This is a genomic window from Acidipropionibacterium thoenii DSM 20276 (assembly GCF_000423445.1).
GTDB lineage: Bacteria > Actinomycetota > Actinomycetes > Propionibacteriales > Propionibacteriaceae > Acidipropionibacterium > Acidipropionibacterium thoenii.
In genome coordinates, this window is sequence record NZ_AUHZ01000005.1 from 55,757 (window position 1) to 68,710 (window position 12,954).

The 12,954-nt window shown below is 66.2% G+C and carries 11 protein-coding genes and 1 pseudogene; 4 read left to right on the top strand and 8 right to left on the bottom strand.

Translation table 11 applies throughout. The features are described 5' to 3' along the window. The first annotated feature begins 29 nt into the window (after window positions 1–29). The 4 genes from G554_RS0100260 (at window position 30) to G554_RS17900 (ending at window position 3,265) form a co-directional block, all read left to right on the top strand. Window positions 30–983, top strand: a complete 954-nt coding sequence (locus G554_RS0100260; RefSeq protein WP_027586341.1) for a D-alanine--D-alanine ligase family protein — start codon at window positions 30–32, stop codon at window positions 981–983. Continuing rightward, window positions 976–1,833: an SURF1 family protein gene (locus G554_RS0100265; protein ID WP_084648184.1), complete on the top strand. Its 858-nt coding sequence runs from the start codon at window positions 976–978 to the stop codon at window positions 1,831–1,833. Before G554_RS0100260 ends, G554_RS0100265 begins: the two co-directional genes overlap by 8 nt. A 117-nt stretch (window positions 1,834–1,950) precedes the next feature. Continuing rightward, entirely contained in the window at window positions 1,951–2,682 is a 732-nt protein-coding gene (locus tag G554_RS13695) for a type 1 glutamine amidotransferase (RefSeq protein WP_051232067.1), read from the top strand. Between the two features lie 4 nt (window positions 2,683–2,686). Then, entirely contained in the window at window positions 2,687–3,265 is a 579-nt protein-coding gene (locus G554_RS17900) for a DUF3817 domain-containing protein (protein WP_051232069.1), read from the top strand. Between the two features lie 146 nt (window positions 3,266–3,411). On the opposite strand, the gene G554_RS13700 is transcribed toward G554_RS17900, so the two are convergent. The 8 genes and pseudogenes from G554_RS13700 to rpmH all read right to left on the bottom strand — a co-directional run bounded on the left by G554_RS13700 (window position 3,412) and on the right by rpmH (window position 12,527). Further along, complete coding sequence (locus G554_RS13700; RefSeq protein WP_425393322.1) at window positions 3,412–4,389, bottom strand: ParB/RepB/Spo0J family partition protein; 978 nt, start codon at window positions 4,387–4,389, stop codon at window positions 3,412–3,414. Window positions 4,390–4,594: 205 nt separating this feature from the next. Then, window positions 4,595–5,578: a ParA family protein gene (locus tag G554_RS13705; RefSeq protein WP_051232073.1), complete on the bottom strand. Its 984-nt coding sequence runs from the start codon at window positions 5,576–5,578 to the stop codon at window positions 4,595–4,597. 2,127 nt (window positions 5,579–7,705) lie between these two features. Next, window positions 7,706–8,338: a 16S rRNA (guanine(527)-N(7))-methyltransferase RsmG gene (gene rsmG, locus G554_RS0100295; RefSeq protein ID WP_027586345.1), complete on the bottom strand. Its 633-nt coding sequence runs from the start codon at window positions 8,336–8,338 to the stop codon at window positions 7,706–7,708. Between the two features lie 892 nt (window positions 8,339–9,230). Next, window positions 9,231–9,782: a Jag family protein gene (locus G554_RS0100300; RefSeq protein ID WP_027586346.1), complete on the bottom strand. Its 552-nt coding sequence runs from the start codon at window positions 9,780–9,782 to the stop codon at window positions 9,231–9,233. Window positions 9,783–10,220: 438 nt separating this feature from the next. After that, on the bottom strand, window positions 10,221–11,306 hold the full coding sequence (gene yidC, locus G554_RS0100305; protein WP_027586347.1) for a membrane protein insertase YidC: 1,086 nt from the start codon (window positions 11,304–11,306) through the stop codon (window positions 10,221–10,223). 324 nt (window positions 11,307–11,630) lie between these two features. Beyond that, a pseudogene (yidD, locus tag G554_RS13710) lies at window positions 11,631–11,879 on the bottom strand (membrane protein insertion efficiency factor YidD); the annotation flags it as partial. 4 nt (window positions 11,880–11,883) lie between these two features. After that, window positions 11,884–12,369 carry a ribonuclease P protein component gene (rnpA, locus tag G554_RS13715; RefSeq protein WP_071162117.1) on the bottom strand — a complete coding sequence of 162 codons (486 nt, stop codon included), beginning with the start codon at window positions 12,367–12,369 and terminating at the stop codon, window positions 11,884–11,886. Window positions 12,370–12,392: 23 nt separating this feature from the next. Continuing rightward, window positions 12,393–12,527 carry a 50S ribosomal protein L34 gene (gene rpmH, locus G554_RS17020; RefSeq protein WP_084648186.1) on the bottom strand — a complete coding sequence of 45 codons (135 nt, stop codon included), beginning with the start codon at window positions 12,525–12,527 and terminating at the stop codon, window positions 12,393–12,395. Window positions 12,528–12,954: the final 427 nt, after the last annotated feature.

Genomic DNA, 12,954 nt, shown 5'->3' on the forward strand with positions numbered 1-12,954 from the left:
TCCGCACCGACCCTGGAAGAATGGAGCCCATGAAGCACCCCGTCGTCGTCCTTGCCGGTGGTCTGAGCCATCAGCGCGACATCTCCCTGAAATCGGGCCGCACGGTGGCCCAGGCCCTTCGCGGCGCCGGCCACCAGGTCACCGAGACCGACGTCGACGCCGACCTGGTGCCCATCCTGCTCGCCACCCCCGGTGTCGTGGCCTTCCCGATGCTGCACGGCGGGGTCGGGGAGGATGGCGCACTGCCCGAGGTGCTGCGGATGCTGGACATCCCCTACATCGGCTCGGGGCCGGCGACCTGCCGGGTCTCCTTCGACAAGTCGATCGCCACCCGGATCGTGGCCGGGGCGTCGGTGGCGACACCTCGCCAGGCGGCCCTCCCGCACGACATCTTCCGTGAGCTGGGGGCAGCCGAAGTGGTCAAGGGGCTGATCCGTCGGATCGGACTCCCGCTGATCGTCAAGCCGGCCCACGGCGGCTCGAGCCTCGGCGTCACCAAGGTCACCGACGCCGCAGGTCTGCCCCAGGCGATGGCCACCGCCTACGCCTATGACGACACGGTCGTCATCGAGCAGTTCATCTCCGGCACCGAGCTGGCGATCGGGATGATCACCACCCGCGAGGGCACCGAGGTGCTGCCGGCCGTGGAGATCCGGCCGGCCTCGGGGGTCTACGACTACGCCTCGATGTACACCGCCGGAGAGACCCGGCTCACCGCCCCGGCCGACATCACCGAGGCCCAGGCCGATGCCGCCACCGAGATGGCCCGGACCGTCCAGCAGACCCTCGATCTCAATGGCATCTCCCGGGTCGACGCCATCGTCGACGAGCACGGCCGCCCGGTCTTCCTCGAGGCCGGAGTGGCTCCGGGGATGACCGGCACCTCACTGGTGCCGGTGGGGATGAGGGCTGCCGGGCTGGATCTGGGGGAGGTCTGTTCCCGGCTGGTCTCCGATGCTGCCGGGGACGCCGTTGATGGCTGACAGGCCGAGCGGCTCCCCCTCCGACGGACCTGTCGGCTCCCCTGCCGGCCGACCCGGTGCCCCGCGACCCCTGCGACCCGCCCGGTCGGGCAGGCTGTCGACCCGCCTCAGCCAGGTGCTGCTGGTGGGGATCGGCCTGGTGCTGGCGGTCATCATGACCGGTCTGGGACTGTGGCAGATGAACGTCTTCGAGTCCCAGCGGGCCAACACCGCTCAGGCCCGCGCCGGACAGCCACCGGTGGTCTGGGACGGCACGACTGCGCGCCGCGACCAAGTCGGCGAGGTCTATGGCAGGCGGATCCAGGTCACCGGACACTTTCTGAAGGACACCCAGGTGCTGGTGGGGACCTCGTCGCCCCTGAGGGTGGTGACCGGGCTCAAGATGACCTCGGGTGAAATCATCCCGGTGGTGCGGGGCGAGGTCACCGCGACCGAGAAGGTCACCGCGCCGCCCACCGGCCAGGTGACGCTGACCGGCGTGCTGCTGGCCTCCGACGCCCAGCCCTCGGATTTCGACTCGGCGTCGAGCCCCTCCGCCTCCTCCGGTTCCGGCGTGGCCTCAGGGGGCGTCCCGATGCAGGTCTCGGTGCTGCCCGCACTGCGTCTGGAGGTACTGGCCCAGAGCTGGCCCGAACCGATCGTGCCGGGGTATCTCACGGCGTCCCGCCAGGACGCGGCTCGCGAAGGTCTGCCGGCGGCGACCGCCCCGCTGCCGGAGACCGATGGAGGGGCGCGCAACCGCAGTTATGCCCTGCAGTGGTGGGCGTTCGCAGCCTTCGCGCTGGGAATGTCGATCGTGTTCGCCAGAACAGTCGGCGCCAGGGCCTCCCGACCGGGGCGGCGCTCCTGAGGCCAAAGCCCGCGCGACCCGCCTCCTCGAGCTCACCCGCCTCCTCGAGCTCAACTGCAACCCAGGCGTCACGCCAGGTAACACGGTCGACACGGTGACCTGCCTACGATTTGCCGCATGGCTCGCGTTCGCGTCATCGTTCATCAGCCGGAGTGTCCCCTCGGTCGCCTCGGGAGTGTCTGGAGCGGCCTCGGCTGCGACCTCGAGGTGATCGAGGCCTGGCATCAGCCGGTCCCCGAGTCGATCGGCAGCGCCGATGCGCTGGTCGTGATGGGCGGCACCCAGAACTGCCTGGACGACCACATCTGGGGCTGGCTCCCCTCGGTTCGCCGCCTGATCCGCTCCACCGTCTCCTCCGGGACGCCGTTCCTCGGCGTCTGCCTGGGACTGCAGTTGGCGACCGTCGCGTTGGGCGGTCCGGTGCACCGCAGCGACCATCTCACCATCGGGATGACGCCGGTGGGGCTGCTCGAGGCAGGTCGCGACGATCCCTTGGTCGGCGGACTCGACGGTGCAGACGTGGTGCACTTCAATGACGACGCCGCCGTCCGGCTGCCGCCAGGTGCCGAGCTGCTGGCCGTCGACCCCTCAGGTCAACCCCAGGTGATCCAGTTCGCCGAGCGGGCCTGGGGGGTGCAGTTCCACCCCGAGGCGGATCAGGCGATCTTCGAGGGGTGGATCGATCACTCCGCAGCATCGGGCTGGCAGGAGCGAGCACCGATGACAGCGGCCATCGCGGCGTCCCGCCAGGTCGGCGAGGCCGAGCCCGCCCTCGACCAGGTTGCCCAGGACCTCGGCACCCGGTTCCTCCACCTGCTCGAGGCTCCTGCTCGCGTCCGGGTAGCCTGAGGACGTGCCAGACCAGCCTTCCGAGCAACCCACCCAGCGCCCCATCCAGCACCCGGTGGACGACGTCACCAGCGACGCCTTCTACCAGAGCGCCGATGATCGTGAATCGGCACCGGATCGCGGCGCCGGCCCAGTTGCCGACGTGGCCTCCGATGGGCATTCGCCATCCCGGGTGGCCGACGACTCCGGCGAGCTGGCACCCGACGACATCGAACCGTGGATCGCACCCGAGGAGATCCCCGCGGTCAAGGGAGCGCTGCTGCGATACCGGGTGATGGCCTATCTGGTCGGCACTCTGCTGATCGTGCTGGTATGCATCGCGATGCCGCTGAAGTACTGGGGCGACATGCCTCAGATGACCAACGTGGTGGGCGTGGCCCACGGTTGGCTCTATGCAGTGCTCCTCATCACCGCGTACATGCTGGGACGCAAGGCCGGCTGGCCACTGTGGAGACTGGCGGTCATCGCGCTGGCCGGGACCATACCCTTCCTGTCCTTCGTGGCCGAGTACTACGCCCGCACCGACGTCCAGCGCCGGATCGCGGAGACCGAGGCCTACTACGCGGAGCATCCCGTCGACTGACCAGGATGATGCTCAGCTCAGCGACGCCCACCCTTCATTCCGGGAAGCAATAGATCATCCTTGTCAGGAGCATGATCCGGTGGCTCTCGAAGGCCCATTGGCACCAGATCAGCCGGCACGATATTTATCGACAAATCGATATATGGCTATATAGCCTTATCGGTCCTGTCCAGGATCCCGACCAGCCTCTCGAGGTCCTCGTCGCTCTCGAAAGCCAGCACGATGGTGCCGCGCCCCTTGCTCCGCTTGACACGGACCTCGGTGTCATAGACATCGGCAAGCCGGGTGGCGAGCTCCGTCGCCTCCTCGTCGGCGCCCGGTTTGCGCCTGACATGGGGTTTTACCGCGGTCCTGGAGTCATTGGCGGCCTTCACCAAGGCTTCGGTGGCTCGCACCGACAGGCCGTCATCGACGATCTTCTCCGCGATCCTGATCTGTTCCTCGGGCTCATTGGCCCCCAACAGGGCCCGGGCGTGTCCGGCAGTCAGTGTGCCCTCGAGAAGGTGGCGTTGGATGGAGCGAGGCAGCTTCATGAGGCGCAGGGTATTGGCGATCTGCGACCTGGACCGCTTGATACGCCGCGACAGCTCGTCCTGGGTGCAGCCGAAGTCTTCCAAGAGCTGCTGGTAGGCAGCAGCTTCCTCCAAGGCGTTGAGTTGGGCGCGATGGAGGTTCTCCAGGAGGGCGTCGCGAAGGAGGTCCTTCGCGTCAGTGCCCCTGATGATCGCCGGGATGGCATCGAGACCGGCCAGTCTGGCGGCTCGCCAGCGCCGTTCACCCATCACCAACTCGAAGTTGGCACCATCCGGGTGCACCACGATGGGCTGCAGCAGCCCCACCTCCGCTATCGACTCGGACAGCTCGAGCAGCGCACCCTCGTCGAACGAGCGACGCGGCTGACGAGGATTCGGGTGAATTCGGCTCACCTGGACGAGGCTGAGCCGCGAGCCGTCGGCCAGCTCCGTGTCCCTCGTGACCCTCTGAGCCGGCTCGTCATCCGGGGGCGCTGACTCGCCGCGCGGGCTCCGAGGCTCCGGCGGATCCAGCACCGAAACTGATCGGCTGGAACGATCAGGGGTACCCGGGACTGCCTCGGATGTGGTGCTGATCCGAGCATCGGTCACCGACGTCGGGAGACCGCTGGCCGATCTGGCTGCGGCCCCAGGAGCCTTCTCCGCCGAACCCTCCTCCGGCGATCTGGCGGCACCGTTCTGGCTTGTCACAGGGTACTTGGGGGTCTCCTCCGCGGATGCTTCCTCGCGTGTCGCCGAGGTCTGGAAGAACTCCCCGAAGCCTCGCCCGAGACCTCCTTGATGCTTCTTCGCCATCTCAGGACCTCCTGTCAGACATGGACTTCGGCGTCGATCTCACGGTCGTGTCCTTCTCGTCGGAGTGCCTCTTGGCGAACTCGGCGGCGGCTTTGCGATAGGCGACAGCACCTGTGCACTTGGGCTCGTAGGTGAGCACGGAACGCTGATAGCTCGGAGCCTCGGAGACCCGGACCGATCGTGGAATGAGAGTCTCCATGATCTCACCAGGGAAGTGGGTACTGACCTCCGCAACCACGTCGGCTGACAGCCTCGTTCGCTTGTCGTACATGGTCATGAGGATGCTGGTGAGTCGAAGGTCGGGATTGAAGGCCTGGCGCACGGCCCCGACCGTCCGTTGCAGCTGAGTAACTCCCTCAAGGGCGTAGTACTCGCACTGGATGGGCAGCAAGACCTCATCAGCGGCCACCAAGGCGTTTATCGTGAGCAGGCCCAGCGACGGTGGGCAGTCAAGGAGCACGTAATCGATCTCGTGGGTCTTGAGATAGGTCGCGATCGCGTCCTTGAGTCGCCGTTCCCTGTTCGGCGCCGGCGCCAGCTGGAGTTCGGCCCCCGACAGGTCGATCGTGGCGGGCAGCACCTCGAGCCCGGGGGTCTCCGGACTCATCCGGGCCAGCGGCGAGATCTCCTCCTCGTCGACGAGGACCTCATAGGTGCCCGGCGTGCCGATGTCGTGGGGTATCCCCAGTGCGGTGGAGGCATTGCCCTGAGGATCCACGTCGATCAGCAGGACCCGTAGACCGCTCATCGCCAGCCCCACGGCAAGATTGACGGCAGTCGTGGTCTTCCCGACGCCGCCCTTCTGGTTGGCAACCCCGACGATTCTGGGGGACGACGGGCGGGGGAGAGTCAGCGGAAGTGCCGCGATCTGGGCTTCATCTGCTGCTTCTGACTCTGAGGCGTCTGGACCAGGAGTGTCGGGAGCATCGAAGGACGCGCGTTTGGGTGCGCCCTGGTAGATGGGGACCTCGTCCTTCATGGGCATCCTTCGGGGTGATGGCTGGTGTCAGCGGCCGCCCCATCCTGCCCGCCCAGCCGTCGATGTTTCACGTGAAACATCGACGATTCCGGTGCAGATGCGGATGGTCCAACCAGTGACCGACACTCTAGTCGGGGCGCGTCGTCACTTCATCACGCGCACAAGTCCCTGTGGACAACTTTTCCCGCTCCTGCACACTTTTCCACAGCCACTGTCGCCTGCACCGTTACAGCTGCCTCGCAGCGGAATTGGCGTGACGACGAAGCAGCGGACACGCCGAAGACGTCCTCTCAGACCACCAACCCAGAGATCACTGAGATGGCCCAGACTCGCCATCAGCTCTCCGGAATCCTGATGTCTTCCCTTGTCACAGCGCTATAGCCGGCCAACATGCGGGCACCGGACGACCTGGGCCGTCGGCGCTCTCCCTCGCTTCAGGTGAGCTGGCATCCCTCGGACTCCGCCCTCCGGGACGAAGCAGTGCCGACTCGTGCCCGGTGTGGTCCCTGTTCCTCCCCCTCCCGCGTTGTGCGGTCGGCACTGGTGAGTTATCCACATATGCACAGGCATGCCAGCACAGGATCGATTGCGCTCGTCTCCCCATCGATCCACCCTGTCCCGACGCCTGGCGGCCTGCCTGTGGGATCGGAATCACCCGCGACGGGACTGCCCCGATACGGCGGGCCCCGGGCAGTGACTGCCCCGCAGCGCCTGTGGGCCCTGGGCTGTGGTCGCATGGCGTCACCGCGATCCCCGCAGAGTTCGGACTGGACTCAATGAATCCCTTGGCGCTCATCCCAGACCGGGCTGGCGTGGCGACCGTATCCACGCGCTGGTCCGTTGCGAACCCCTGCATCCCGCCGGGCACCCACGTGGCACGCCGCCCTCATATAGCGAACGCTGCGAAGTCTGGCTGTCGCATCCGAGTCCCGTCTGCAGACTCCCACTTCGTCTCCGCCTGATCTCTCGAGTCCTCGACCCATTTCACAGACGTGGTTCCAGTTCTGTGTCCTTGGACTCGCTTCGTCCACCTACCCCAGGCCTTGCAACCTCGAACCGTCTGGTCTGATCCAGTCGCCTCTGGTTTACCTGAACAGCCTTGGATGAGGCCCGTCCGCCTCTCCTGGCCCTTCGTCGGCGTTAGTCGGGAGTGCGCCGAGCGGCCCCAGATCGGGTGGCGGCCACCCCACCGGCCCCCGATCGGTCGGCAACCACCCCACCGGCCGCCTGCCGAGTACTCCACCACCCATGGGGAAACAGGGGGGAGGCGCCGGCGTTCCGCATCGGCCCGAGCGCTGAGCTCCACCGCGGCACGGCCCTGGTCTCGAGCACCTGAGCGGTGGGCACCGCAATCCGAAGTCCACCCATCGCAGTTCTGAGTCAGCAGCAGGCGCACCCGCCCTGATCCTTCGGCGTATGCAGCTCCGCTGCGCGCCGCGACGTGGCCTTAGTTGTGGGGAGGCCGCACGAAAGCTGTCCTGGATGGGGGCCCCGGGCCGATGTGGGCGAAGTCCCGAGTTGCATCGCTGGCACACCAGGCCGACTTGCGCCACGGGCAGATCCACCTACGGGCCCGCGTGGAGCTGGGTGGGAGGCCAAACCGGACTGGATGGTGGACCGGGCCAACCGGGGTCCCGCCGCCCCGTCCTTTAAGGCTGGTGAGCGTTCAACAGAGGGGCCAACGGGGACAGTCGGACGTTCTTCTACGGCCCGTCCAGAGGGCGACCGATGGAGCCCCCTGGAAGGAACCTCTGACACCCGGGCAAGGGCGGCGCACCATGATCTGGGATCCCGACAGTGCGCATGCCACCTGCTGTGTCTTCGATCTCCCTGCGCCAGCGCCACCTGTCAGCTCCGATGGATCCCGCCGGGGGAGCGAACCCGCCGACGACGGAGCCCTCGAGGCGGAGGCGGCGGGTATGTTTCACGTGAAACGCCAGTGGTCGTCCGGAACCATGTTTCACGTGAAACACTGCCCTGGATCTGGACCATCCCGGCATGTTCCACGGACTCACGCACCTCCGCCAAGACCCGGAACACCCTGCACGAATCAGCGGGTCCGCCTGCCGGACATGTCGCAGCTCCCATTACCGACAACCGGCCCCGATGCCCCGAAGTACTACGGCCGAGTGCTCACCGTGGCGAGATGCGCACCACGTAAGTAACATCGGCATCCGGATGTGACCTCACTTGCAGCACCTCTGCAGTGAGATGGCCCGCCTTCAGAACCTTTTGTGCGCTCTGCACCTCAGCCTCGGCCGAGACTCCCTTCAGTGCGAGCAACTGACCATCGGGCATGAAGAGCTTCTTCGTCCACCCCAGCAGTGGCGGAAGCTTCGCCACGGCCCGAGCCGTGACGATGTCGAAGGTCTCGTGACAGTCCTCAGCACGCGCGCGAACGACATGCACCCGATCAGTGAGGCCCAGTTCCATCACCGTCTGCGTCAAGAAGTTGGACCGCCGCAGCAATGGTTCCATCAACGTCACCGTGAGATCAGGCCGCTGGATCGCCAACGGGATACCAGGAAGACCCGCACCGCTTCCGACGTCACCGACAGTCGAGGCCTCAGGAATGAGGGAGGCCAGGGCAGTGCTGTTGAGGATGTGCCGCTCCCACACCCGCGGGGCCTCCTTCGGCCCCAGCACTCCCCACTCGACTCCCCGTGATGTCAATATGTCGACATACTGCTTTATCTGCTCAAATCCATCTCCAAAGACGGTCTGTGCCACCTGAAGGTCGCGGTTCGCTGTTGCCATACCGTCCATCCTTACCGAGTTTCACGCCATCCGCATCCGAGATCCAGGGGAGCTCCGACTACCGCGCAGATGCCATACAGCGGCGGAGCAGCCAGATCATCCGGCTATTTCTTGTTTCAACTACTTCTCCCAATCGAGTTCTCCGCTCGCGCGGCGATACGGGCTTCTGCGGAACCGACTCTGTGCGAACCAGGGCCACGGGTCCTCGACATCGTGGTGCCGATGCCACGCGCCCTGCCGCATGATCTCAAGAGTCGGCGCTGATCCACCAACCCCTTGGCTGACGCCGGTCCGCCCAGGCACGGCGCCCACCCCGCCAGGCCACCGGGGCGCGCAGCGCCGGTTCAGGAGCACCTTCCGGTGTCCTCTACGCCATCGCCAGATGGAATCGTCATAGCACTTTGTCGATATATCGCTATATATCTTCATCGTCTCCCCATCCCACAGCTCCGCCCGCCCCGCCGGGGTTGCGACCATACTGTCGGCCAGCTCGCAAGGTGGGCATCATCCGGGTGGACGCTCCGCGACGCGATTGCGACATGGCGGCACGATCGCCACTCGACCAGGCCGCTCGTCTCCGCTGACGTCCGAGGTGCGAACTGGAATCTCCTCACCAAGGAATTGCCGTCCACGATCCCTCCCGCCACAGGTTGCACACAGCTCTCCCACGTGCAACGCAAGCTCGACGGGGGGGCGCCCCCACCTGATCTCCCGGGACCGCCGAGATCTCGTCGACCGCAGGCCCGCGACTCACTGCGTCCTGGCACAGTCCGGGCGGTCGAAGTGGCTGCCCCCGAGGAGACCGGGGTCCGCTACTGTCGTCGGGCCGGCCGGCCTCCGGGGCTGTCAGTGCCCCCGACACCGACCGCACCTCAGCGCGGACAGGCTGCGTCGGTATCCCTCAGACCGAGATCACCACATGGCGCTTGGGCTCGACACCCTCGGACTCGCTGGTGAGCCCGGCAGCCGCCACGGCGTCGTGAATGATCTTGCGCTCGAAAGGGTTCATCGGCGTCAGGTGCTCGGGCTCGCCGGTCGACTTCACCGAGGCGATCGCCTCGGCCGCCAGCACCAGCAGCTCCTTGCGACGTACCTCTCGGAACCCGGCGACGTCCAACATGAGTCGCGAGCGATGACCCGTCTCAGTCATCACCGCAAGCCGAGCCAACTCCTGCAGCGCCTCAAGAACCTTGCCGTTCTTCCCGACCAGGACCTGGGAGTCGGTCACGATGGACACATGCGCCCGGCCCGCCTCGACATAGGTGTCGATGTCGCCATCCAGGTCGGCGATGTCCAGCAGCTCCTCGAGGTAGTCGGCAGCGATGTCGCCCTCCTCGTCCAAGGGATCCACCTCATCCTCATCCTCGGCGGTCTCGGTGGAGGCCTCACTGTCCTCGTCGGTGGAGTCCTCGGCCTCGACGGTCCCGTCAGCCTCCGCCCCGTCGACATCCACCCCGTCAGCCTCCGCAGTGTCCGTCTCCTCTGCGGCATCGGTCTTCTCGACGCCGTCGGTGTTCTGAGCAGTGTCGGCCTCCTCGACCGCCTCAGAGTCCTCCCTGTCCACAGTCTCCTGCGTGGCCACTGCGGCATCGGTGACCTCGGGGCTGGCGCCCCCACTGACATCTGACTGCTCAGGCAGCTCATGGTCCAGCTGATCGACCTCACCGGATGCAACCGGCTGTGCACTCTCATCGCTCATTGGTTGTTCCTTCATCAAGCGGGGGATAGGCCCGCGAACTGGTGACGACCCCGTGGTCGCCCAAGACTATGCGGCTCACACACTCGGGTGTGAACGTTGGATTCCCGACAGCTGTGATGGATCTGGGATGGCCGGTGGACACCGGCCCGCCGGCCGATCCCCCACGGCATCGCGTCCCGGCCCGGCCATCGGTCACTTCTTGCGATCGGCCCGGGTCTTGCGGGCCGGCTGCTGACGGCGCACCACCTGCTTGGTGCCATCGCTGCCCTTGCGGACGGTCTGGCGGGTCACGCCCTGGCGAGCCACGACCGGATGCTCGCCATCCTCGGAACTCGAGACGGCTGCCGGGGTGGCCTGCACCATCTTGCGCTTGCCCTTCTCCCGACGCCTGCGCTCGACCTCGTCGGGATCCTTCCCCTTCGCGCGCATCCTCTCCTGCCAGTCGACATAGGCCGGAGTATTCGGAGTCGGATTGCTGCGGATGAGGATCTCCTGCTGCCCCAGGGTCCAGATATTGGTCGTCGACCAATAAATCATGACGCCGATCGGGAAGCTCACGCCGGTGAACAGATACATCAGCGGGAAGAGATAGATCATCATCTTCTGCTGCTGCGCCATCGGGCCGGTGAGGGCCTCGGGAGGCATATTCTTCCGCATCAGCTGGAGCTGCGTGTAGAAGAGCGTCACCACCATGATGATGATGAGCACAATGGCGACGATCTGGGTACCGCCGAAGCCATTGTTGAGGGGCAGGAAGCGGCCCGACAGGTTCGCCCCGAAGATATGAGAGTGCCGCAACGATTCCAGAAGATCGGGGTTGTCCCGAAGGAACTTGCCGCGGGGAATCCCGCGCGAGGCACCGTCCAGCACCCGGAACAGAGCCAGGAAGATCGGCATCTGAAGCAGCAGGGGCAGGCAGGAGGCCGCTGGGTTGACGCCCTCCTCCTTGTACAGGTTCTGCATCTCGACGCCGGCTCGCTGTCGGTCGTCGCCGTACTTCTCCTGGATGGCCTTCATCTTCGGCTGGATGAGCTGCATCTGCCGGGAGGTATTGATCTGCTTGACGAAAAGTGGGATCAGAATGATCCGGATCGCAACGGTGAGGAAGACGATCGCCAGCGTCCAGGACCAACCAGAATCGGCGCCGAACAGCGGCGACCACAGCTTGTGGAATAGTACAAGGAGTCCGGAGACAGCCCAGTACAGCGGAATCATGACGGCGTGGCCAAGCGATTGGATTCCACTCCACAGGCCAAGAATGACCAGCGGGCTCAGCATCAGTTCTTCACCTCAGGGGTATCAGTGGGCGTACACCGCGCACGGCGATCCCTCGCCGACGTGCGGGTACTTCCCGGACCGGCTGGTCCGGGAGTGGTTCAGGGCCGCGGTGCGATCCGCGGCATCGTCCGAGTCACTGGACTCGGGGACAGTGGCGGGCCCGGAGAGCCCTGATGACTCAGGAGGCACCGGACGGTGCTGGCCGGCGTCGGCCTGCACCGTGTCCCATTGTGCATCCTGGCTGCCCGGTGATGACATCGCATCCCCGGTCCGGCTCTCGGCCGCACCCACCTCGTGCCCAGTCTTACTGTCCGCCAGCTCCAGGGCCTCCGGGGTCCCGGGAACCGGGTCGTAGCCGCCATCGGACCACGGGTTGCACCGCAGGATCCGCCACACGATCAGCGGTGTCGCCCGGAACACGCCATGGACCTGCAGGGCGCGCAGACCGTATGCCGAGCAGGTCGGGTAGTACTTGCAGACATCGCCGTAGAGCGGGGACAGCAGCAGCCGCCAGGCCTTGACGAAGCCGATTGCCAGCCAGGTGAGGGGCCTGAACCTCGCGATCCTGTCCATCACGTCACTGCTCGGTGTGCGGCCGGACCGGCCGGGTTGAGCCGACCGACTGCGCCGACTGCCTCGACCGGGATCGGTCGAGCTTGCGCAAGGACTGCGACCAGGCCGAGGCCAGATCGGCCGCCAGGGCATCCGGATGGGAGGACGCCGCAGGCAGCGCCCGCACCACCAGCAGGGTGCCCTGCGGAGTGGTGGCAAGCAGCTCGCGGCTCATATGACGAAGACGTCGTTTCACCCGATTACGGGTGACGGCGTTCCCGACTGCCTTGGACACGATGAAACCCACGCGAGGAGGGTCGTCATGGCCGGCCAAGGCATTCGCGAATACCGCCGAGTTGTCCACAGCGGCTGTGGACAACTCGGCCTGAACGGCCGCACCAGCGGTCCTGGAGGCATGTACCACCACGGACTGTCGCCCTGCCCGGGCACCACGATGCACCACGGCACGGAACTCACCGGGCCGATGCACGCGGGAACGGGCGGGCAGCACGAGCCGTCTCAGACCGGGATGACTCAGGCCGACAGGCTGGCGCGACCCTTGCGACGACGGGCCGCCAGGATGTTGCGGCCCGAGCGGGTGCGCATCCGGGAACGGAAGCCGTGGTTGCGGGCGCGACGACGATTACTGGGCTGGAAGGTACGCTTCACGGGATATTCTCCCTTGTGTATCGAGGATCACCCGGGGGAAACGGCGGGAACCGCAACCCTGTGCCCGGGGCGCCCGGTCGGGCGCAGGGGAAGGAATCGCCACAGAAGGCGACTTTCAAACGATACGAGCCGAACACCCCTTTCGGCAACTCCGGCCGAACCCGTATTGAATCACATCGACGTAGTCCACTCGACACGCCGACGCCGGCCAGCAATGATGGCAGCAGCGACAGCGGGGGCGGTGAGAGCGGGGATCCTGTGACGGCACGGATCTGCGACCGACCCCCGCTACGATGTCCTGTGGACAAGGGTGTGGAAAAACCGTGTGGAAAAGGTGGGGGAGCATGACGGAGGCGAGAGCCAATGACGATGCGTCCCGGCCGGGGGCTGATGGTCGGCCGATGTCCCGCAACGACCCCGGCGTCTC